The sequence below is a fragment of the Bradyrhizobium sp. B117 genome (genome assembly GCF_038969555.1).
Lineage (GTDB): Bacteria > Pseudomonadota > Alphaproteobacteria > Rhizobiales > Xanthobacteraceae > Bradyrhizobium.
In genome coordinates this window covers 6,536,960-6,558,170 of the sequence record NZ_CP152414.1, presented here as the reverse complement: position 1 = coordinate 6,558,170, position 21,211 = coordinate 6,536,960, and the positions used below count along the sequence as shown (strand labels likewise).

18 protein-coding genes are annotated in these 21,211 nt (G+C 65.2%); 6 read left to right on the top strand and 12 right to left on the bottom strand.

Annotated features, from left to right (window positions below):
• Window positions 1-11 precede the first annotated feature (11 nt).
• From AAFG16_RS31960 to fabI, 3 genes are read left to right on the top strand one after another with little or no spacing between them, the layout of a single operon-like run.
• Entirely contained in the window at window positions 12-974 is a 963-nt protein-coding gene (locus tag AAFG16_RS31960; RefSeq protein ID WP_283080449.1) for a phosphate acetyltransferase, read from the top strand.
• A gap of 5 nt (window positions 975-979) precedes the next feature.
• A complete protein-coding gene (locus AAFG16_RS31955) occupies window positions 980-2,194 on the top strand; it encodes an acetate kinase (RefSeq protein ID WP_283080448.1) in 1,215 nt (404 codons plus the stop codon).
• The gene (gene fabI / locus AAFG16_RS31950; protein ID WP_342731682.1) at window positions 2,191-2,979 is read left to right on the top strand and encodes an enoyl-ACP reductase FabI; all 789 of its coding nucleotides are present in this window, start codon (window positions 2,191-2,193) and stop codon (window positions 2,977-2,979) included. The genes AAFG16_RS31955 and fabI overlap by 4 nt, the downstream gene beginning before the upstream one ends.
• A 174-nt stretch (window positions 2,980-3,153) precedes the next feature.
• Here the strand turns inward: fabI and AAFG16_RS31945 are convergent, their stop codons facing one another.
• From AAFG16_RS31945 to AAFG16_RS31925, 5 genes are all read right to left on the bottom strand, one after another.
• A complete protein-coding gene (locus AAFG16_RS31945; RefSeq protein WP_283080446.1) occupies window positions 3,154-3,612 on the bottom strand; it encodes a MaoC family dehydratase in 459 nt (152 codons plus the stop codon).
• 11 nt (window positions 3,613-3,623) lie between these two features.
• Window positions 3,624-4,274, bottom strand: coding sequence for a 3-oxoacid CoA-transferase subunit B (locus tag AAFG16_RS31940; RefSeq protein WP_342731679.1), 651 nt, complete (start codon window positions 4,272-4,274; stop codon window positions 3,624-3,626).
• A gap of 3 nt (window positions 4,275-4,277) precedes the next feature.
• A complete protein-coding gene (locus AAFG16_RS31935) occupies window positions 4,278-4,925 on the bottom strand; it encodes a CoA transferase subunit A (protein ID WP_283080444.1) in 648 nt (215 codons plus the stop codon).
• Window positions 4,926-5,026: 101 nt separating this feature from the next.
• Complete coding sequence (locus AAFG16_RS31930; protein ID WP_342731677.1) at window positions 5,027-5,629, bottom strand: hypothetical protein; 603 nt, start codon at window positions 5,627-5,629, stop codon at window positions 5,027-5,029.
• Window positions 5,626-6,552, bottom strand: coding sequence for an alpha/beta hydrolase (locus tag AAFG16_RS31925; protein WP_342731675.1), 927 nt, complete (start codon window positions 6,550-6,552; stop codon window positions 5,626-5,628). Before AAFG16_RS31925 ends, AAFG16_RS31930 begins: the two co-directional genes overlap by 4 nt.
• A gap of 130 nt (window positions 6,553-6,682) precedes the next feature.
• Between AAFG16_RS31925 and AAFG16_RS31920 the strand changes: the two genes are divergently transcribed.
• The 3 genes from AAFG16_RS31920 to AAFG16_RS31910 are packed head-to-tail and all read left to right on the top strand — an operon-like array spanning window position 6,683 to window position 10,442.
• Window positions 6,683-9,190 carry an alpha/beta hydrolase gene (locus tag AAFG16_RS31920; RefSeq protein ID WP_342731673.1) on the top strand — a complete coding sequence of 836 codons (2,508 nt, stop codon included), beginning with the start codon at window positions 6,683-6,685 and terminating at the stop codon, window positions 9,188-9,190.
• 9 nt (window positions 9,191-9,199) lie between these two features.
• Window positions 9,200-10,063, top strand: coding sequence for an alpha/beta hydrolase (locus AAFG16_RS31915; RefSeq protein ID WP_342731671.1), 864 nt, complete (start codon window positions 9,200-9,202; stop codon window positions 10,061-10,063).
• A gap of 28 nt (window positions 10,064-10,091) precedes the next feature.
• A complete protein-coding gene (locus AAFG16_RS31910; RefSeq protein WP_283080439.1) occupies window positions 10,092-10,442 on the top strand; it encodes a phasin in 351 nt (116 codons plus the stop codon).
• An 88-nt stretch (window positions 10,443-10,530) separates the two neighbouring features.
• Here AAFG16_RS31910 and AAFG16_RS31905 read toward each other — a convergent pair whose 3' ends face one another.
• From AAFG16_RS31905 to AAFG16_RS31875, 7 genes are all read right to left on the bottom strand, one after another.
• Entirely contained in the window at window positions 10,531-13,692 is a 3,162-nt protein-coding gene (locus tag AAFG16_RS31905; protein ID WP_342731667.1) for a multidrug efflux RND transporter permease subunit, read from the bottom strand.
• The gene (locus AAFG16_RS31900) at window positions 13,689-14,927 is read right to left on the bottom strand and encodes an efflux RND transporter periplasmic adaptor subunit (RefSeq protein WP_342731665.1); all 1,239 of its coding nucleotides are present in this window, start codon (window positions 14,925-14,927) and stop codon (window positions 13,689-13,691) included. Before AAFG16_RS31900 ends, AAFG16_RS31905 begins: the two co-directional genes overlap by 4 nt.
• Window positions 14,928-14,986: 59 nt before the next feature.
• On the bottom strand, window positions 14,987-15,241 hold the full coding sequence (locus tag AAFG16_RS31895; protein ID WP_283087016.1) for a hypothetical protein: 255 nt from the start codon (window positions 15,239-15,241) through the stop codon (window positions 14,987-14,989).
• Window positions 15,242-15,579: 338 nt separating this feature from the next.
• Window positions 15,580-16,137, bottom strand: coding sequence for an HdeD family acid-resistance protein (locus AAFG16_RS31890; protein ID WP_342731663.1), 558 nt, complete (start codon window positions 16,135-16,137; stop codon window positions 15,580-15,582).
• A gap of 135 nt (window positions 16,138-16,272) precedes the next feature.
• Window positions 16,273-17,385 carry an ABC transporter permease gene (locus AAFG16_RS31885; RefSeq protein WP_342731661.1) on the bottom strand — a complete coding sequence of 371 codons (1,113 nt, stop codon included), beginning with the start codon at window positions 17,383-17,385 and terminating at the stop codon, window positions 16,273-16,275.
• Window positions 17,386-20,136 (bottom strand): ribosome-associated ATPase/putative transporter RbbA, encoded by a 2,751-nt coding sequence (gene rbbA, locus AAFG16_RS31880; protein ID WP_342731659.1) that lies wholly within the window; start codon window positions 20,134-20,136, stop codon window positions 17,386-17,388. It abuts the gene before it with no gap.
• Window positions 20,133-21,203 (bottom strand): HlyD family efflux transporter periplasmic adaptor subunit, encoded by a 1,071-nt coding sequence (locus AAFG16_RS31875; protein ID WP_283080435.1) that lies wholly within the window; start codon window positions 21,201-21,203, stop codon window positions 20,133-20,135. Before AAFG16_RS31875 ends, rbbA begins: the two co-directional genes overlap by 4 nt.
• Window positions 21,204-21,211 lie beyond the last annotated feature (8 nt).

Sequence of the window (21,211 nt, the reverse complement as noted above, 5' to 3'; positions counted from 1 at the left end):
GGAGCAACATCATGTCACCAGATGCGACGGCCACGCAGTCTCCCAGCAAGTACGATCGTCTGATCGCCGCTGCCAAGGCGATCCCGCCGACGCCGACCGTCGTCGTGCATCCCTGCGACGAGACATCGTTGCGGGGCGCCGTGGACAGCGCCGTGGCCGGCATCATCCGGCCCCTGCTGGTCGGGCCGGAGCGGAAGATCAGGGATACGGCCGCGAAATTCGGCTTGGACATTTCCGGCTATGAGGTCGTCGATGCCGCGCACAGCGACGATGCCGCAGCCAAGGGCGTCGAACTGATCCACGCCGCGCGGGGCGAGCTGCTGATGAAGGGCAGCCTGCACACCGACGAGCTGATGCGGGCCGTGACGGCGAAGGTCGGGGGCCTGCGGACCGATCGGCGCATCAGCCATGTCTTCGTCATGGACGTGCCGGCCTATGCCGAGACCATCTTCGTCACCGACGCTGCGATCAACATCTTCCCCGATCTCGACGCCAAGCGCGACATCATCCAGAACGCGATCGATCTGTACGCCCAGGCGAACTTCGGCAAATCGCCGCGCGTCGCCATCCTGTCCGCGGTGGAAACGGTCACGTCGAAAATCCCCTCCACGATCGAGGCGGCCGCGCTCTGCAAGATGGCGGATCGCGGGCAGATCACCGGCGGCCTGCTCGATGGGCCGCTGGCCTTCGACAACGCGATCGACGTCGAATCCGCACGCATCAAGGGCATCAAATCCGAGGTCGCCGGCCGCGCGCAGATCCTGGTCGTGCCCGACCTCGAAGCCGGCAACATGCTTGCCAAGAATCTTGCTTATTTCGCCAAGGCCGATGGCGCCGGCATCGTGCTCGGCGCGCGCGTGCCTATTGTCCTGACCTCGCGCGCCGACACTCCGCGGGCACGGATGGCGTCCTGCGCCGTCGCTGCGCTCTATGCCCACGCAAGGCGCCAGAAGGCGCCGACAGTACCGGCGTGACCGCCATGGACAGCATTCTCGTCGTCAACGCCGGCTCGTCGAGCGTCAAGTTCCAGGTCTTCGCGGCCGAGGGTGAGGGCACGCTGCGCCGGCTGATCAAAGGGCAGGTGGATGGCATCGGCAGCCGCCCGCGTCTGCGCGCGAGTGGGGCAGGCGGCGATCCCATGGCCGACCGTGCCTATCCGATCGAGGCAATTGCGGATGTTCCGGCGGCGATGAACGTCGCCGGCGAATGGCTGCGGAACGAGGTTCGCATCCATCCGCTGGCGGTCGGGCATCGCGTCGTCCATGGCGGGCCGGATTATGAGCGGCCGGTCCTGGTCGACCATGGCGTGGTGGCGCGCCTTGAGCGCTTCGTCGCCCTGGCGCCGCTCCATCAGCCGCACAATCTGGCGCCGATCCGCTCGATCCTGGCCAATTTCCCTGAGGTGCCGCAGGTCGCCTGCTTCGACACCGCGTTTCACCGCACGCATGGGCCGCTGGCCGATCATTACGCCATCCCGCATCAGCTTCACGCTGAAGGCGTGCGGCGCTACGGTTTCCACGGGCTGTCCTATGAGTACATCTCCCGGACCCTGCCGCAGATCGCGCCCGATATCGCAAAGCGCCGGGTGATCGTCGCTCATCTCGGAAGCGGCGCATCGATGTGCGCGATGAAGGGCGGACAGAGCGTCGAGAGCACCATGGGATTTACCGCGCTCGACGGGCTGCCAATGGGCACGCGCCCCGGCCAGCTCGATCCGGGCGTGGTGCTGTACCTGATCTCCGAGAAGGGGATGGCGGCATCGAAGGTGCAGGATTTCCTCTACCGCGATTGCGGCTTGAAAGGTCTCTCCGGCGTCAGCAATGACATGCGCGAGCTGGAGGCAAGCCCCGATCCGCAGGCGAGGCTGGCGGTCGACTATTTCGTCTATCGCATCGGCCTCAACGCCGGCATGCTCGCCGCCGCGCTCCAGGGCCTCGACGCCTTCGTCTTCACCGCCGGCATCGGCGAGAACTCGAGCAGCATCCGCGCCCGCGTGGCGGAGCAGCTCGGCTGGCTCGGCGTGACGCTCGATGCGGCTGAGAACGCGCGCCACGCGCGGCTGATCTCGACGGCGACAAGTCGCATCCCCGTCTATGTCGTGCCGACCGACGAGGAGCTGATGATCGCGCAGCACACGCTGGCGCTCTTGATGAACGGCCACTCGCCAAACCCCAGACATGAGAGGGTGTCATGATCCCAGTGTTTCCGGACAGCAAGGTCGCCCTGAAGGGGAAGAAGGGCCTCGTCGTCGGCATCGCCAACGATCAGTCGATCGCCTGGGGCTGCGCCAGGGCGTTTCGGGCGCTCGGTGCCGATCTCGCCGTCACCTATCTGAACGACCGCGCGAAAAAGCACGTCGAGCCGCTGGCGCAGGCGCTGGAAGCGCCGATCTTCATGCCGCTCGACGTCATGGTCGAAGGCCAGACCGAAGCGGTGTTCGAGCGGATCAAGTCGGAGTGGGGCCAGCTCGATTTCCTGCTTCATTCCATCGCCTTCTCGCCGAAGGAAGCGCTGCATGGCCGCGTTGTCGACGTCGGTCGCGACGGCTTCCTCAAGACCATGGACGTCTCCTGCTGGTCGTTCCTGCGCATGGCGCATCTCGCCGAGCCGCTGATGAAGAACGGCGGAACGCTGTTCACGATGACCTATTACGGCAGTCAGATGGTGGTGGAGAACTACAACATCATGGGTGTCGCCAAGGCCGCGCTCGAAGCCTCGGTTCGCTATGCTGCCGCCGAACTGGGTCCGAAGGGCATCCGCGTCCACGCGATCTCGCCGGGACCGCTTGCGACCCGCGCGGCCTCGGGCATTCCGGAGTTCGACGAGCTGATGGACAAGGCGCAATCCAAGGCGCCCTCGCGCAGCCTCGTCAGCATCGACGATGTCGGCAACGCCACCGCCTTCCTCGCGCTTGACGGCGCCAAGCTGATCACTGGCGGTGTGCTCTACATCGATGGTGGCTATCACATCATCGATTGATCGCGCATCCGCGCGTCGTCACGCGGGGCTGGGCCGTCTGGACGCTCGGGCTGATCATGGCATATTGCCACTGTTTTGCCCGACGGGTCAATGATGATTTCGCTAAATCAGAAAAATGCTGTGCGATCAACCCCGTGGCTACTGTGCATGGGGTTGTTTTCGAATTTTTCTGTTTCAGCGGTAGTGCAGGGCGATCAGCTCGGCGACGCAGGCGGGCTTCTTGCCGCCCTCGATCTCGATCACGAGGTGATAGTTGACGCGCAATCCGTCGGGCGGCACGTCCTCGGCTTCGGCGACCGTGACGCGGCCGCGCAGTTTCGAGCCTGCCGGCACGGGCGCGAGATATCTGATCCGGTCGGCGCCGTAGTTCAGCGTGTTGCGCAGGCCCTTAAGGCCGATCACCGAGCGGATGAACAGCGGCGCCAGGGCGAGCGAGAGCAGACCGTGGGCGATAGTCTTGCCGCCGGGCATCTCCTTGCTCGCGCGCTTCTGGTCGACATGGATCCATTGCTCGTCGCAGGTCGCCTCGGCGAACAGGTTGATGCGCTCCTGGGTAATCTCGATCCAGTCGCTCGCGCCGATCTCGGTGCCGACCGCGGATTTGATCTCGTGGAAGTCGCTGAAGATCCGCATGGTCACCCTGCTCAGAGCTTCATTTCCGGAACGTGATCGGGAATGGCCAATTCTGCTTCCGTCAGCGCCAGGACCTCGCCGACGCTGACGCCGGGCGCGGTTTCCAGGAGCGTTGCCTTGCCGTCGGGGAAGCCGATCACGGCCATGTCGGTCACGACCAGGTTGACAGGGCGCGCCGAGGTCAGCGGCAGCGAGCATTTCGTCACGATCTTCGACTTGCCCTTGGCGGCGTGCTGCATGGCGACGATGACGCGCTTGGCGCCGCTCACGAGGTCCATCGCGCCGCCCATGCCCGGCACCATCTTGCCGGGAATCATCCAGTTGGCGAGAAGGCCGTGCGCATCGACCTGGAGGCCGCCGAGCACGGTGATATCGACGTGGCCGCCGCGGATCAATCCGAACGACATTGCGCTGTCGAAGGTAGAGGCGCCCGGCAGCGCGCTGATCGGGCGCCCGCCGGCATCCGTCAGCAGGGGATGCGCCATCCCTTGCTCGGGGATCGGCCCGGTGCCGATCAGGCCGTTCTCCGACTGGAAGAAGACCTTGAGGTCGGACGGCACGTAATTGGCCACCAGCGTCGGGATGCCGATGCCGAGATTGACGAGGTTGCCGTTGCGGAGCTCCTGGGCGACGCGCCGGGCGATGATGGTCTGTGGATCCATGGCTCACCCGTTGGTGATGAGATAGTCGACGAGCGGCGCCGGTGTCATGACATGATCGGGCGCGATGACGCCGACCGGCACGATGTTCTCCGTCGTGACGATGACGGTGTCGGCGGCCATCGCCATGATCGGGTTGAAGTTGCGCGAGGTCAGCGCGTAGGCGAGGTTGCCGAGATAGTCGGCGAGGAAGGCGTGCACTAGCGCGAATTGCGCCCGCAGCGCGGTCTCGAGCAGGAAGGGTTTGCCGTCGACCTCGATCTGGCGCTTGCCCTCCGCAACCAGCGTGCCGACGCCGGTCGGCGTGAGCACGCCGCCGAGGCCGCATCCGCCCGCGCGAATGCGCTCGACGAAGGTGCCTTGCGGAACGAGATCGACGGCGATCTGGTTCGCCAGCATCTGCTGCTGCGCTTTCGGATTGAGACCGATATGCGTCGCGATCAAACGGGAGACCAGCGATGCATCGAATAGCTTGCCGACGCCCTTGCCGGGCGTGGCTGCGTCGTTGCAGATCAGCGTCAGCCCGGTCTTCCTCTGCCGCACGATCTCGTCGAGCAGGCGCTCCGGCGTGCCGACACTCATGAACCCGCCGACCATGACGCTGGCGCCTGCCGGAATCATCGCAACGGCTTCTTCGACGGAGACGGCCTTCATGATTGAAACTCCCGGGCGGCCGGCGATGGGCAGAAAGGCTACAGTACGTGGATGTTGGCGCCGGCCGGTTGCCCTCCTTTGATCTGCATCAAGACTTCCGGTCATTCCGTTCCGGGTGCATCCACGCCGATGCCCGCGAGCGTCTCGCGCCAGAGCTTGCGAACGCCGGCGTGGCGCTGCTCGAGCGCCGCGCTCACGGCGTCCCGATATGGCGCAAGGTCCGCTCCCTTAAGGAACAGGATCTGCGCCTGCAACAGCCGGCTGCTCTCGAACTCGATGCGGCGCAATGCCATGACAAACGGATCCTGCGCATTGGCCTCGACCGGCAGCAGCGCAGCCGGTCGGATGCCGGCGTGAACGGCATGGGCAAGTGTTGCGAGGTGGACCGCCTGCGCGAGGCGAGGATCTGCGATCCCGTCGATGGGCGCCGGCAACCAGGCGGCCTCCCAGGATGCGGCCATGTATCCCAGGGCAAGATCGGGGATCCAGGAGGTGGCACGCATCAGCAGCGAGACGATCTCGCTCTCGCGATAGAACTGCGCGTTCAATTCGGTCTGCCAGGCAGCGTCGAGTCTCATGGGCAGCGTGAATGCGAATTGCCGGGCGAGGGCGCCATGCGCCGAGATCAGGAATGCCGCCACCCGCGTCTGCTGGCGCGGCGGAGTGCGACCGTCGAAATCGAGTGGACCGAGGAAGCCGCTCATGACGGCGCTCGCTTGACCGGGATGGCGCGGAGATGATCGTAGCCGGCGGGAAACGGCGTGAGTTCGCCGCCGGGCTCATCCGGTGCGATCCAGACCGCTTGATTGCCTTGCCAGCGCCCGGCCAGCACGTCGTCGGCAAAGCGCGCGAGCAGATCGGCCGTCAGCGCGCCTTTCTCCAGCGTGAAGGCGTGATAGGCCTTCGGCATGATCACCAGCGAGCTGTTCGGAATTTCGACGCGCAGGGTCTCGTGCAGGCTGCGCGGCGTCAGGAAATCGAACTCGCCGTTGAGGATCATGGTCGGAACCGTGATGGCGGACAGGCGCGGTGTGAGCGGCTCGAAGTCGAGGAAGGATTCCATCAGGTTCTGGAGCGCGTAGACGTCGTTGACCAGCCAGCCCTGGCGCTTGACGCCGTCGAGCTTGTCCAGCAGCGGCTTCAGCCATTGGTCCGACAGGTTCATCGGCAGCAAGAGGTCCTGGAGGTAGCTTGTGCCGCCGAGGATCAGCCCGGTCCGCAAGGCATTGCCGAGCAGCAGAAGCTGCGGTGTGAGCTCGGCAAAGCAGCTCATCGGCACGAGCCCGGACAGCCGCGCGCCATGCGCGATGGCATAGCGCAGCGCGATCAGGCCGCCGAAACTGATACCGCTCAGGAAGACCGGGCCGTCGCCGAGCTCGTCAATCAGGAGGCGTAGCGCTGTGACCTGGTCGTCCTGGCTGATGAAGAGCGTCGGCTTGTCGGATGCGCCCTGGCCGAGCAGGTCGAAGGTCGCAACGCGAAAGCCGCGCGCCAGCAGCGCTTCGCGATAGGCCGACCAGAGTTCGGCATATTGCGTAAGCCCGTTCACGAGCACATAGACGGGGGCATTCGCCGGCCCGTCCAGCTCATAGCGTATCCGGTATGAGCCATGACTGAGGAAGGGCATTGCGCTGGCCGGCGGCGGTTTCGATTGCGCGATCCTCAACCCCGGCAAGCACATTCCATTGAGTTAGATCAAAGCTCGCCCGGCTGCCTTGCCTAGCGTCTCGCCAAAATGCGCGAGGGAGGACTCCGTCATGATCGCGAGAGATATCGTCAAGCGCTGCTTGATCAGTCTGGTCCTGCTGCTGGTCGGCACGGCGCTCGCAATCGCACAACCCTTCACGCGGCGTTCGTCGCAGGTGCAGCATGACGGTTTGAAGAAAACTTACGAGATCGCCAACTTCCGCCTTGGCGGCAAGTATGACCTGTCTGATCCCTCGAAATGGGAGAACGGCGGCGAGGGCGGTGTCACGCTGGAGTCGCTCGGCGCCGGCAAGCTGCGCACCGCCTACATCGCCATCGGCAACGCCCGGCGCAACGCGGCCGGCGAGATCACCAACGCCGTCGTGATCAACTCCTATTATTCCGGCGATTCCACCGACATGTACGAGCAGTGGGTGAAAGGCGCCGCATTGTCGGGCGGCGTGCCGATCATCGGTCCGGGCCGGCCGATCGACACCGATCGCTATTACGTCATCATGGTCGACCCGCTCGGCACCTGGGGCGCCAGCAAGCCGTCGGACGGCCTCGGCATCAAGTTTCCGCAGTACAGCTACTACGACATGGTGCAGGCGAATTACCGCCTGCTGCGTGACGAGCTGAAGGTCGCGCGCGTCGCGCTGGTGACCGGCGTCTCCATGGGTGGCACGCAGACTTACGTCTGGGGCGTGATGCATCCGGAATACATCAACGCCCTGATGCCGATCGGCGGCACCACGCAGTCGGATGGCGAGGACCCCGTCGGCAACTGGACGTTCCAGATGATGACGGCGGCGATCGAGTCCGATCCCGTCTGGCAGTCCACCAATGGCGACTACTACAAGCTGCCCAAGGAAAAGCATCCGGTCCCCGGCGTTGCATTCGGCTGGTCGATCCTCGGCATGACCGGTTACGACTTTGCCTTCCGCACGACCCAGAACTGGCCAGCGGTGCAGCCGGAGATCTTCTATTGGGATCCGCCGAACGAGAAGGCGGGATTGAACGTCACCAACCGCGCCAAGCTCTATGATGCAGTCGACCTCGTCTGGCGCAACCGGGTCGGCGAGACGCACAACATCAACCCGTATCTCGGCCGCATCCAGGCCCGTACCTTGGTGATGCACATCACCAACGATCTCTGGCTCAACTTCAAGCTGGCGCAGAAGGCCGTCGATCGCGTGCCCGGTGCGGACCTGATCGCGCAGGAGAGCCCGGTCGCGCATTACGGCGTGTTCCCGATCATCAACCAGCGCAAGAACGATCCGAAGTTCGTCGCCTTCATGGACGACGTGGCGGCGCTCGACCGCGCCCAGAAATTCGTCGACAAGAATTACCGCGTGGCCGACGTCGCCCAGAACATCGATCCCAAGAAGTCGTTCTGGAAGGCGTATGTGACCTATCCCTATCCGGTCAAATTCGCCAACGCCAAGGACAAGAGCGGCAACTCCTGGGAAATCGGCTACATGGACGAGTATGCCGGCACCGGCAAGGATCCGAAGGTGCTTGTCATCATCCACGGCAAGGGCGCGTTCGGCGGTCACTACGGCAACATCATGCAATACGCGCTACGCAGCGGCCTGCGCGTGATCGTGCCGGACCTGCCGCATTACGGCATGTCGGGGCCCGGCAATCTCGACAAGAGCCCGGCGCGCACGATGCAGGACATGCGCGAGGTGATCTACGACCTCGTCGTCAACCAGCTCGGCGTCAAGAAGGCCTATTATCTCGGTCACTCGCTCGGCGGTCAGTTCGTCGTGGGCTATGCGCTGACCTGGCCGGATGCGGTGCAGGGCCTCGCTTTGGAAGCGCCGTCGGGCCTCGAGGAATATCCGCGTGAGATCACCATCGCCAAGGACAAGAAGGCGCCGCTGTTCCAGGACGGCCTCGGCCGCGACTTCGACAAGTGGAAGCAGGTCTGGGACCAGACCGGCATTCTCGCCGCGGAAAAGGCGCGCGACGAGCAGAACATCCGCGACTTCTTCTACTTTAGGAAGCGTGACCCCAACACCGGCGTGGTGTCGGCTGCGAAGAGCGGCTACTTCTTCAGCGACAGCGAATATGCCCGCCTTCACACCGAGCAGCGCGTCGGGCTCACCAAGGGCAACCCGAAGGAGCTCGACCAGTGGTGCAACGTCTTCATCTTCGACATCTACACCATCGGCGCCGAGCTGCAGCAGGATGATCCGAAGAACCTCTATGAGCGGGTCACCCAGATCAAGGCGCCGATCTTCCTCGCGTTCGGCGACAAGGAGCCGTTCATTCCGACACCCGCGTTCAACGGGCTGACCGACCTCGGCCGCGACGTCATCACGCCGTTCATGACGCGAATGACGAATGCCGGCAATCGGCCGATGCTCAAGATCTATCCGGAGACCGGGCACTTCATCCACACCGACAACCCCGTGGAGTATTCCGCCGATGTCGTCGACTTCGTGACCAAGGGAACGGTCGACACCTCGTCGCCGCAAGGCACCGACCGCATGATCAAGGGCGCGGTGGTATCGGCCTTGCCGGTGGCGCCGACGCCGCCCGGCGCGGCGCCGACGGCCGGTCTCAACAAGTAGGGCCCGCCCATGCCGAGAGTGCAGGCGGGTGATGTGCAGCTCGGCTGGCGGGAGTGGGGGCGAGGCGACGTCACCGTCGTCTTCATCCACGGCAATCTCGCCAGCAAGGACTGGATCGAGCTCGCCGCGCCCTTGTTTCCGACCGGCCTTCGCGTCATCGCAATCGACTGGCGCGGCTGCGGTGACAGCGACCGGCCGAAGCCAACTGCGGACTATTCCAACTACTCCATGCAGCAGCATGCCGAGGACATGCTGGCGGCGCTCGATGCGCTCGATGTCCGCTACTGCCACCTTGCGACCCATTCGACCGGCGGCATCATCGCCGCGCGCATGCTGTTGATGCACCCGCAGCGCTTCGGCCGCGTCTTCGCGCTCGATCCGGTGACGCCGCTCGGCATGGCGTTCAACGCCGACCAGATCGGGCTGTTCAGGGCGATGATGGCGAGCAAGGAGCTGACGCGGTCCGTGATGGCGACCGCCGCATCTTCGTTGTTCGTCCCGGAGAGCATGGCGCCGAACATGGTCCCGCGCTTTCGCGAGGGGCTCGGCGAGATCCAGGCGCTGTTCGACCGGATCATCGAGCAGACCTTCGGCGTGTCGGAGGGGATCTGGATCGGAACGCCGGTCAACCTAACGCGCGAGAAGGAGAGCCGCGAGCTGGAGCGGCGCATGCCGGAGATCCGGCATCCGCACCTCGTATTGTGGGGCGAGTGGGACGGCTGGATTGCGCCGGCCGATCTGCGCGCCATGGCCGAAGCCATGCCGGACTGCCGCCTGGTGGTGGTCCCCGGCATCGGCCATTCGATGAACCTGGAACGACCGGCGCTCTATGCCGGTTATTTCGGAGCCTGGTTCGGCGGACTCGCCGCCTGACCGCCAATTCCTCGAAGGGAGAGACGTCATGCCTGAGATCAATTCCTCCGCCGAAGGTGTCCGTACGGCTTTGGCCGAGGCGCTCGGCCGCCTGCGCAAGGCCAATGCGGAATATTTCGAGATGCTGGAGAAGGGACTTGCCTCCTCCCCGCTGCCGATCGCGAACCAGGCCAAGGAATTCTCCAGCTTCATGCAGCGCAACGTCTCCGCGACCTTCGACCTTGGCGACAAGCTGATCCAAGCCAAGGACATGCAGGACGCACTCAAGCTCCAGGCCGATTTCTTCCAGGACCAGATGCGGGCCCTGACAGATCAGGCGAGGACGATGGGCGAGTCGGCGATGAAGGCGGCCGGCGGCCTGTTCGCCCCGAAGAGTTGACACGCCTATGGTCAGCGCGGGGCGAAGGACTTGACCGCGGCAATCTACTCAGAGCCGCCAGACGCGAGGTCCGGCGGCTCACGATGGTTCAGTTGTCGGTCGTCGCTCTGCTGTCGCGATCGTGTCGGAGCGGCGCGCGCTTGAGCGCCGCTTTCGCGCGCTCGCGCATGCGCTGAAAGACGACATAGAGCATCGGCACCAGGAAGATCCCGATCGAGCTTGCGGCCAGCATGCCGGCGAACACGGCCGTGCCCACCGCGCGCCGGCTGAGCGCGGCGGCGCCGGTCGCGATCACGAGCGGCAACAGGCCGAGGATGAAGGCGGCCGACGTCATCATGACGGCGCGAAAGCGCATGTGGGCGCCCTGGATGGCGGCTTCGTCGAGCGCGACGCCGGCCTCGCGCTGCTCCTTGGCGAATTCGACGATCAGGATGCCATTCTTGGCGGCGAGGGCGATCAGGACCACGAGCCCGATCTGGCCGTAGAGATCGAGATTGAGGCCCGCGAGCTTGATGCCGAGATAGGATCCGAGCACGCCGACCACGACCGACAGCAGCACGGGAATCGGGATCACCGTGCTCTCATAGAGCGCAACCAGGAACAGATAGGCGAACAGCACGGCGAGCATCAGCACGATGCCGGTCTGGCCGGCGGCCTGCTGCTCCTGATAGGCGGTGCCGGTCCACGCGAAACTGTAGCCGGACGGCAGGACGTTGTCCGAGATCTGCGCCATCGCGGCGATCGCGGTGCCCGATGAGATGTTCGGCGCGGGGCTGCCGTTGACGGTCACCGAGCGATAGTTGTTGTAGCGGGTGATGACTTGCGGGCCCGTCACGATCTTGAGCCCGGCCAGCGATCTCAAGGGGACCATCTGGCCGGTGCTGTTGCGCACATAGATCCGCCAGATGTCGGAGATGTCGGCCCGGTCGAACGCCGCGCCCTGGAGGTTGACCTGCCAGGTCCGGCCGAACAGGTTGAAGTTGTTCACGTAGATTCCGCCGAGCGTGGCCTGGAGGGCGGTGAAGATGTCGCTGATCGTGACGCCCAGCGCCTGCGCCTTGCGGCGGTCGATGTCGAGGTAGAGCGACGGATTTGTCGCGGTGAACGTGGAGAACACGCGCGTGAGCCGGGGATCGGCATTGGCCGCGCCGATCAGCGCATTGGTGACGCTGGAGATCGCGGCCGGGCTCTGTCCCTCCAGCGCCTGCAACTGATATTCGAATCCGCCGCCGGTGGAGAGCCCGATGATCGGCGGCAGGTTGAACGGCAGGACGTTGGCCTGCCGGATCTGTGCGCCGGCTGCAAACATCTTGGCGATGAGCGCCTGTGCGGAATCCGCCGCCGTGTTGCGATCCGCGAACGGCTTCAGCCGCGCCACCACGAGCGCACTGTTCGGTTCGGAAGCGCCGTCGAGCAGGGAAAACCCGATCACCGCAAGGACGTGGTCGACCGCCGGCATCTGTTTCAGGATGGCCTCGACCTGCTGGGTGACCTCGCTGGTCCGCGCCACCGAGGCGCCGTCTGGCAGCTGCACGGAGGTGAAGAAGGCGCCCTGGTCCTCCTCGGGCAGGAACCCCGTCGGGGTCACGAGCGACAGGCCGAAGATCCCGCCGGCAAAGACCGCCACCAGCAGCAGCGACAGGGCGGCCACACGCACCAGCCGGCCAACGGCGCCGCTGTAACGGTCGCGCACCCAGTCGATTCCGCCGAGCACGCGGCCCATGATGCCGCGGCGCGGACCGCTGTGCCGCAGCAGCAGCGCGCAGAGCGCCGGCGACAGCGTCAGAGCATTCAATGCCGAGATCATCATCGCGGCGCTGATCGTCACCGCGAACTGGCGGAACAGCGTGCCCGAGATGCCGGGAATGAATGCGATCGGCACGAACACCGAGAGCAGCACCAGCGTGATTGCGATGATCGGCGCGGTGATCTGGCTCATGGCCTTCTTGCTGGCCTCGGCCGGAGACAGCCGAGGCTCCTCCGCCATGACGCGCTCGACGTTTTCCACCACGACGATGGCGTCATCCACGACGATGCCGATGGCGAGCACCATTGCGAGCAGGGACACCGTATTGGCGGAATAGCCGAACACGAGTAGGACGGCGAAGGTGCCGACAAGGCTCACCGGGACGGCGACGGCCGGAATCGCCGTCGCACGCAGGCTTCCGAGGAACAGATAGACCACGGCCACCACGAGGACGAACGCTTCGCCCAGGGTCCGCAGCACCTCGGCGATGGTGTCCCGCACGAAGGTCGTGGAGTCGTATTGCACGAGATAGCTGAGCCCCAGGGGAAACCGGGTGGAGAGACGCTGCATGGTGTCCGCCACGGCGCGTGCGGTCGTCACCGCATTGGCGCCCGGCGCGAGATAGATCGCGATCGGAACGGCTGCGCGCCCGTCGATCCGCGCTTCGCTATCGAGATTCTGCGCGCCCATCTCGACACGGGCGACGTCGCGCACAAGCAGTGACGATCCGTCCGGATTGGCGCGCAGCACGATGCTCGCGAACTGGTCGACGGTTGCCAGCCGGCCCTGGGTCTGGACGTTGAACTGGAATTGCTGGTCGTCGCTGATCGGCCGCGCGCCGATGCGGCCGACGGGAGCCTGGACGCTCTGCGCGCGGATCGCGGCGATCACGTCCGACGGGGTCAGGTTGAGACTGGTCAGCCGCTGCGTGTCGAACCAGATCCGCATCGAATAATTCATCTTGGCGAACAGGTTCGCCTGACCGACGCCGGGCGTGCTCGCAATCGCGTCGAGCACGTTGATGATGGCGTAGTTGGTGATGAAGAGCGGGTCCTGCTGGCCGTCCGCGCTGTAGAGCACCAGGAACTGCAGGATCGAGGAGGATCGCTTCTGCACCGTCACGCCCTGCTGCTGCACTTCCGTGGGTAATTGCGACTGGGCGCTCTGCACGCGGTTGTTGACGTTGACGGTGTTGATGTCGGGATTGGTGCCGAGCGCAAAGGACACCGTGAGCGTATAGCTGCCGTCATTGCCGCTGGTCGATTTCATGTAGAGCGCGCGGTCGACGCCGATCACCTGCGCTTCCAGCGGCTGCGCGACGCTGCTCTCCACGACCTCAGCGGAGGCGCCGGGGAACGTCGCGGCGACAGTGACCTGCGGCGGCACGATGTCCGGAAACTGCGCCACCGGAATCTGCGTGAGCGCCAGCGCACCGGCGATGGTGATGACAAAGGCGATCACCATCGAAAGCCGGGGACGGTCGATGAAAACGCTCGATATCATGGCCGGCCGCCGGGGCGCGTTGGAGCGGACGTGCCATGATCGGCCGGTGAAGCCGCGCCGCCCGCCGGAGCCTTCATGCTCGACAGAATCAGCGCGCTTGCCGGCTCGGGCGCAACCGCCTGTCCCGGACGGACCCGCTGCAAGCCCTCGGCGATCACCTTCTCGCCGGCTGCAAGCCCGTTGATGACGGAAGCGATCGTCGGCGTCGACTGTCCGAGCTGAATGCGGCGTTGCTCGGCCTTGTTGTCGGCGCCGACCACGAGGACGTAATCGCCGCGCTGATCGGACAGCACTGCCGAGCGTGGGATCGCCAGCACCTCGACCGGCTGGACGCCTTCGAGCACGACGGTGACGAATTCGCCGTCGGTGAGCTCGTGAACCGTCACGCCTGCGGCTGATGGAGCGCGCAGGATCGGATTGGCGATCTCTCCGCGTACGGTGATCGTGTCGGTGTTCTGCGCGATGCTGTTGTCGACGAAATTCAGCTTGCCTGATTGCCCGTACATGCGTCCGTCGGGAAGTCGCAGCCTGATGGCAACCGCTTCGAGGCCGCCTTGCGGGCCGTATCGTTCGCGCAGCTCCAGCCCCTGACGCAGCGGTACGGGAAAGGTGACATACATCGGATCCTGGCTGACGATCGTGGTCAACACACCCGAGCTCGGACTGACGATATTGCCTTCGGTCACGGCCGTGCGTCCGATCTTGCCGTCGATCGGCGCGCTGATCACGGTGTAGTCGAGGTTGATCTGGGAGGCCTCGACCTGTGCCTGCGCGGCCTTGACCTGGGCCTCCAGGCTGCGCTGGTTCGCGATCGCGGCGTCGTAGGTCGATTGCTGACCGGCCGGCCCGCCGAGCAGGGTGCGCGCGCGCTCGGTCGTCAGCCTGGCATTCTCCAGCGTTGCCTCGAGCTGCGCGACCTGCGCCTGCTTGGCGGCGACGTCTGCCTCGAACGGGCCGCGCTCCAGGCGATAGAGCTCATCGCCCTTCTTGATCTCGGCGCCCTCGGTGAACAGGCGCTGCTCCAGGAAGGCGGTGACGCGGGCGGCGATGTTGACCCGATTGATCGCCTCGATCCGGCCGAGAAACTCGGCGGTCTCGGTGATCGGCCGCTGCGTTGCCTCGACGACGCCGACGGCGGGCGCGGACGGAGCAGGCTGTGTCCGCGCGGCTCCGGCGGCTGCCAGCATCAGGAGGCTTGCCGCCAGCAGCCTGGTCGGGACGTCAGCAAGGTTCATGCTCGCTCCTTGCTCCAGGCTTAAGGCCTGTCGGCTCGATCATCGACCAGGAGACAGCGTTAGTCCCGCGTGGTGCGGTTGCTGCGCGCCGGCTCGTCGTAGCCCTTGCGCTGACTGTAGAACATCAGCGCGATCAGGCCGCAGCCGGACACCAGAACGAGGATCGCCGCCACGGCCAGGATGACGTTTCCGTAGGTCGGCATCGCCGGAGTCGCTCGCCAGACCGAGAGACAAAACCAGCTCGCCGCCACCAGCAGCGCTGCCAGCACGGCGGCGAGGACCCATTGGCTCTTGTTGCGCACCATGTCCTCCATCACCTTGCGTCTATCTCCAGCGCCAGCCGCAATGACGGCGCCCGCGATGCCACCAGCAAACCCAGCGGCGCCGCCGGCGCGGTGGCGGCGGGCGGCCCCATCCCGGACCCGGCCCCCATCCCGGGCCTGGACCCGGACCCCATCCTGGCCCCCACTGTGCCGGTGTCACGTCATCCAAGGGCTCGCTGCCACGCCCGGGAGCGGGATCGGCCGGCATCGCATTCGCGACGCCGACGAGGCGAGCGCCGGCAGCGCCGATCGCAGCGGCAGCAAGTGCATTGGTTGCGAAGCCGAGGAAGGCGCGGCGGCTGGAAACGTCCATTACGTCTTCTCCTTTGTTATGCGGTCGTCCGTGCCGATTGCAGCGCGTAGACCAGCCATGCCAGGCCGTGCGCGATCAGGTCGACGCCGAGCAGGAATCCGAGCGCCCAGGCGCTGATGGTCGGGAAGCCGAACAGGATGAGCACGCCCGCGACGATCGCGAAAGCGCCGGAGATCAGCATCGTCCAGCCGTTCTGCCGCCAATGGGCAAAGCTCAGCACGAATCGGATGACGCCCGATGCGAACAGCACCGCGCCGAGCAAATTAGTCAGGATCAGCGCGCCGGAGGCGGGCTGGGTGAGCAGCAGCAGACCGAAGGCGAGATAGAGCGCGCCGAGCAGGACCTGCCAGAGGAATCCGCCCCATCCCTTGGTCCAGAACGCGTGCGCGATCTCGAACGCGCCGGCGGCGATGGCGGTGAGCCCGATCAGCTTGACGCTGATGATGGTCGCGAACACGACGTCACCGAGCGCGAGGGCGCCGGCCGCGATAAAGACAATGCCGAGCAGTGCGCAAACCCAGAGTGGCGGAGGCCCCAGAGCTTCGATGCGGGAGCGGCTGTCAAACACCGTCATCGCCATCCCTCCAGATCCGAGATGATCTGCACGCTCCGGATGCTAGTGGCGAACCCGCGCTGTCGACATCCGACGAAACCCTGAGCCATGGGCCGGGAATGTGCGGATCTTCGGAGACGGCTGCACCGTCCAGTCTCATTGCAGGAATTGCCTGAAGCGACGAAGGGACAGAACGAACAATACTCCGCCGATCGCGAGCAACGCAGCGAACTGCGGCCACACCACGGTCAGACCGGCGCCGCGAAACAGGATGGCTTGGGCAAGGATCACGAAATGGGTGTTCGGCGCGGCGAGCATGATGTTCTGGATGATCTCAGGCATGCTCTCCCTCGGGGTCGTGGCCCCCGACAGCATCTGCAGCGGCATCAGCACCAGCATCAACAGGAGACCGAACTGCGGCATCGTGCCGGCGGACGTGGCGAGAAAGATGCCCATGCAGGTGGTCGCAAAGAGGTAGAGCACCGTGCCGATCAGAAACAATGGGATCGAGCCGTCGATCCGGACCGCCAGCAGTCCCTGAACGATGAAGACGAGCGACATGCTGGCTGCAAGGAAGACGACGAGCCCCATGGACCAGATCTTGCTCGCCATGACCTCGAACGGGGTCACCGGCATGACCATGAGATGCTCGATCGTGCCGTGCTCGCGCTCGCGGATCAGGGCTGCCCCGGTCAGGATGATCGACAGCATCGTGACCGACGAGATGATGTTGTTGACGGCTCCAAACCAGGTCCTGTTGAGCTCGGGATTGAAGCGTGCGCGGAGCGCCAGATCGATCGGCAGCGGCGCGGCCGAGCGATAGCGGGACAGGAATTCGCTGACCTCGTCGGTGACGATGGACTGGATGTAGCCGCTTCCGGTGAAGGCCTGCGACATCCGGGTTGCATCGACATTGAGCTGGACGGCGGGCGATCTTTGCGCGAGGAGGTCGCGCTGGAAATTCGGCGGGATGTTGAGCGCAAAGGTGTCGAGCCCCGAATCCATGCGGGCCATCATCTCGGATTGCGGGATCAGCCGGGGAATCGTGAAATAGGGCGGGCTGAACGCCGTGATGATGCGCGACGCGGCAGGCGAGCTGTCCTCGTCGACGATGGCGATCGCGGCCTGGTTGAGGGTCTCCGGTTGTGCGCTGGAAGAGGTATAGATCGAGATCGTGAAGGCATAGACGATCAGTATGAGCATCATGGGATCGCGGAGGAGCCCGCGGAGCTCCTTGATGCCGAGCTGAATGACATTGCCCATCTGCATCTAGCTTGCCTGCTTCTTGAGAAGCGCGACGCCGAGCGCGAGCAGCACCGGGACCGTGACGGCAAGAGCGAGGAAGGGTTCGGACAGATCGCCGAAGTCGAGACCCTTCGAGAAGGTGCCGCGCGTAATGGTGACGAAGTGGGAGGTCGGATAGATTCGTCCGATGACGGCGCCCGCGCCCTGGAGCGAGGAGACCGGATCGACCAGTCCCGAATATTGCGTGGCCGGGATCATGGTAAGCAGCGCCGTCGCGAAAATCGCGGCAATCTGGCTCGCCATGAACGACGAGATCACGAGGCCCATCGCAGTCGTGATGATGACGTACAGCAGCGCGGCCGAGGCGAAGGTGGCGAAGCTGCCCGTGAAGGGGACGCGAAAGACGAACACGGCAAAGGTGGTCAAGAGCAGGAAATTCAGCATCGCCAGCGCCACATAGGGAAGCTGCTTGCCGACGAGAAATTCGAGCCGCGTCACCGGGGTGACGTAGAAGTTGATGATCGATCCGAGCTCCTTCTCCCGCACGACGCTCAGCGTCGCCAGGATGGCGGGAATGATCAGGAGCAGGATCGGGATCACGGCCGGCGCCATCGCGACGATGCTCCTGATGGCGGGATTGTAGAGGAAACGGACCTCGATCTGGAAGTCGCCGGTGGCGGCGGCGCTGCCATGGAGCTGCCGGGCGCGCTGTGCCAGCCAGGTCGCGTGCATCGCCTGCACGTAGCCGCGCACCGTCTCGGCACGGGACGGCATTGCGCCGTCGACCCACGCGCCGATCTTGACGTTGCTGCCGCGCGCGACGTCGCGGCCGAATCCGGGCGGAATCTCGATCGCAAGACTGAGCTCGCCGTTGCGCATGCGGCGATCGAGATCGTCATAGTCGGTGATCGGCGCAAGCTCGGTGAAATAGCGTGAACCTGCGATCTGGAGCATGTAGTCGCGGCTGATCGTGCTGTCGTCGCGGTCTATGACGGCGAAAGAAAGGTTCTCGACGTCCATGTTGATGCCGTAGCCCATCACGAACATCAGGATCAGGCTGCCGAGGATCGCAAGTGTGGCGCGGATCGGATCGCGCCTGAGCTCGAGCGCCTCGCGCTGGGTATAGGCGAACATGCGGCGCGGATCGAAGACGCGCAAGGCGCCGTGCGCCTTCTCAGCCGTCTCGCCCGTGATTTGCGGCGCTGGCGATGCCCCGGCCGGATTCGTTGCCGCGATTGCATCCTCCAGGTAGGCCACGAAGGCTTGTTCGAGATTGCCGCCGCCGCGCCGGGCGGCAATTCCCGCCGGGGTGTCGCTGATCATCACTTTGCCGGCGTGCATCAGCGAGATGCGGTCGCAGCGTTCCGCCTCGTTCATGAAATGGGTGGAGACGAAGATCGTGACGTTGTCGTGCCGCGAGAGGTCGGACAGGATCTGCCAGAAGCCATCGCGTGCGATCGGATCGACGCCGGAGGTCGGCTCGTCCAGGATCAGGATATCGGGCGCGTGGATCATGGCGACCGCAAGCGACAGGCGCTGGCGGACGCCGAGCGGCAGAGCGTCGGGCAGGGCGTCGATGACCCCAGCGAGATCGAAGCGTTCGACCATCTCGCGGACCCGGTTGTCGATCGTATCCGGTGCAAGGCGGAACAGGCGCGCATGCAGCTCCAGGTTCTGACGGACGGTCAGCTCGCTATAGAGCGAGAATGCCTGCGACATGTAGCCGACGCGGCTGCGGACATTCATGTCTCTGGGGTCGACCTCGTGTCCGAACAGGCGCGCTTCACCCTCGCTGGCCGGCAGCAGCCCGGTGAGCACCTTCATCGTCGTGGTCTTGCCGCAGCCGTTGGAGCCGAGGAAGCCGAAGATCTCGCCGCGGGCGATGCGAAAGCTCACCTGGTCGACAGCGGTGAAGTCGCCGAACCTGACCGTGAGCCGCTCGGCTTCGATCGCGACGTCGTCGCCCTGGTCGCTTCCGCGAGGCGGGATGACCACCTCCCTGTGGGCCCGACGTTGCTCCTCCGGGAGCAGGGCGATGAAGGCGGAATCGAGATTGTCGGTATCTGTCTGCCGCAGCAGCTCTGCTGGCGTGCCGGTTGCGAGCACCCGCCCATCGTCCATCGCCACGAGCCAGTCGAACCGTGCCGCTTCCTCCATATAGGCGGTGGCGACGATGACGCTCATGCCGGGGCGATCTTTCCGAATGCCCTCGATCAGCTCCCAGAACTGGCGACGCGAGAGCGGATCGACGCCGGTGGTCGGCTCGTCGAGGATCAGCAGGTCTGGATCGTGGATCAGCGCGCAGCACAGGCCAAGCTTCTGCTTCATGCCGCCGGACAGCTTGCCCGCCGGCCGGCCGGCGAACGGCGCAAGGCCGGTGTCCCTCAGGAGCTGGCCTATTCGCTCCTCGCGTTCGTGCCGATCGTGACCGAACAGACGACCGAAGAAATCGACATTCTCGAACACGGACAGCGTCGGGTAGAGGTTCTTGCCGAGACCTTGCGGCATGTAGGCGATTTGCGGGCAGGTCTGTCGCCGGTGAGCGGCATCGGCCATGTCGCCGCCGAGCACGAGAACACGGCCTTGCTGGATCGCGCGCGCCCCTGCGACGATCGACAGCAGGCTCGACTTGCCGACGCCGTCGGGGCCGATCAAGCCGACCATGCGTGCCGGCGGAATCTCGAGCGTGATGCCGTCAAGCGCGCGCGTCGTGCCGTAGGACAGCCCGACCGCCTCGAGCCGTATCACCGGCGGTGGATCGGGCCTGTCGCTCATTTGACCAGATTTTCGGTGAGCCGCGCCGGCCATTCGGCGGAGGGATCGAGGCGAACGAAGGCGCGGCCCGGCAGGCCGGTCTTGACCTGCTCGATATTCCTCCGCAGCAGATCCGGCGCAATGTGCGCCCTGACCCGGAACATCAGCTTCTCGCGTTCCACCTCGGTTTCGACCGTCTTCGGCGTGAATTGAGCGACGCTGGCGACGAACGTCGCTCTGGCGGGAATGACCCATTGCGGCGCGGCGTCGAGGACGAGCCGGACCTCCGAACCGATCGCGACACGGCCAGCCTGTGCCGTCGGCAGGAAGAAGGTCATGAAGACATCGCCGAGATCGACGAGATTGAGCACGCGTCCGCCGGCGCTGAGAACCTCGCCAGGCTGGGCGACGCGGAACTGGACACGCCCGTCACGTGGCGCGCGAAGCGTCGAGTCGTTCAGATCGGCCTTGATGCTCTCGATCGAGGCTTTCGCCGCCTCGACCGCAGCCTCCGCATCGACCACTTGCGCCTCGGCCGCACCGATGGCGGCTTCCGAGCCGGCGAGCTGGGCTTCCGCCGCCGCGACGGCTGCGCGTGCGCCGTTGGCGGTCGCGCGGTCGTCGTCGAGCACCTGCTGGGACACGGCACTGGTCCTGATCAGCTGTTCGGAGCGCTGGAGCCTCCGGTCGGCTGCATCGTACTCCGCGCTGCGCTGCGCGATCACCGCGGTCGCCGTTTTCTTCTCGGCCTCACGTTGGGTGACGAGGCTCTTGGCCGTCTCGATTCCGATCTTGGCACGTCGCAGCTGGGCCTGTGCCTGGCGGGCCTGCGCCTCGAGTTGCACCGTATCCATCTGCGCCAGCGCCTGTCCGGCCGAGACCAGATCGCCTTCGCGCACCAGGATGTCGCGAATGCGCCCCGGTGTCTTGGTGGCGATATCGATCTCGACCGCCTCGATGCGGCCGTTGCCACTGGCGAATCCGCTTGGAAGACTGTCGCCCCTAAACGCCTGCCAAGCGAAGTAGCCGCCGACGCAGAGTGCGACGGCAACGAGGGCGATCAGCCAGCGTTTTCGATTAGGTGTCATGAGCCGGG

Coding starts and splice junctions, on each gene's coding strand:
- AAFG16_RS31895 (WP_283087016.1), bottom strand. CDS start 15,241: ATGGAGGACATGGTGCGCAACAAGAGCCAATGGGTCCTCGCCGCCGTG.
- AAFG16_RS31940 (WP_342731679.1), bottom strand. CDS start 4,274: ATGGATCCACAGACCATCATCGCCCGGCGCGTCGCCCAGGAGCTCCGC.
- AAFG16_RS31925 (WP_342731675.1), bottom strand. CDS start 6,552: ATGCCCTTCCTCAGTCATGGCTCATACCGGATACGCTATGAGCTGGAC.
- AAFG16_RS31920 (WP_342731673.1), top strand. CDS start 6,683: ATGATCGCGAGAGATATCGTCAAGCGCTGCTTGATCAGTCTGGTCCTG.
- AAFG16_RS31905 (WP_342731667.1), bottom strand. CDS start 13,692: ATGATATCGAGCGTTTTCATCGACCGTCCCCGGCTTTCGATGGTGATC.
- AAFG16_RS31955 (WP_283080448.1), top strand. CDS start 980: ATGGACAGCATTCTCGTCGTCAACGCCGGCTCGTCGAGCGTCAAGTTC.
- AAFG16_RS31945 (WP_283080446.1), bottom strand. CDS start 3,612: ATGCGGATCTTCAGCGACTTCCACGAGATCAAATCCGCGGTCGGCACC.
- fabI (WP_342731682.1), top strand. CDS start 2,191: ATGATCCCAGTGTTTCCGGACAGCAAGGTCGCCCTGAAGGGGAAGAAG.
- AAFG16_RS31885 (WP_342731661.1), bottom strand. CDS start 17,385: ATGCAGATGGGCAATGTCATTCAGCTCGGCATCAAGGAGCTCCGCGGG.
- AAFG16_RS31930 (WP_342731677.1), bottom strand. CDS start 5,629: ATGAGCGGCTTCCTCGGTCCACTCGATTTCGACGGTCGCACTCCGCCG.
- rbbA (WP_342731659.1), bottom strand. CDS start 20,136: ATGAGCGACAGGCCCGATCCACCGCCGGTGATACGGCTCGAGGCGGTC.
- AAFG16_RS31960 (WP_283080449.1), top strand. CDS start 12: ATGTCACCAGATGCGACGGCCACGCAGTCTCCCAGCAAGTACGATCGT.
- AAFG16_RS31900 (WP_342731665.1), bottom strand. CDS start 14,927: ATGAACCTTGCTGACGTCCCGACCAGGCTGCTGGCGGCAAGCCTCCTG.
- AAFG16_RS31875 (WP_283080435.1), bottom strand. CDS start 21,203: ATGACACCTAATCGAAAACGCTGGCTGATCGCCCTCGTTGCCGTCGCA.
- AAFG16_RS31910 (WP_283080439.1), top strand. CDS start 10,092: ATGCCTGAGATCAATTCCTCCGCCGAAGGTGTCCGTACGGCTTTGGCC.
- AAFG16_RS31915 (WP_342731671.1), top strand. CDS start 9,200: ATGCCGAGAGTGCAGGCGGGTGATGTGCAGCTCGGCTGGCGGGAGTGG.
- AAFG16_RS31935 (WP_283080444.1), bottom strand. CDS start 4,925: ATGAAGGCCGTCTCCGTCGAAGAAGCCGTTGCGATGATTCCGGCAGGC.
- AAFG16_RS31890 (WP_342731663.1), bottom strand. CDS start 16,137: ATGACGGTGTTTGACAGCCGCTCCCGCATCGAAGCTCTGGGGCCTCCG.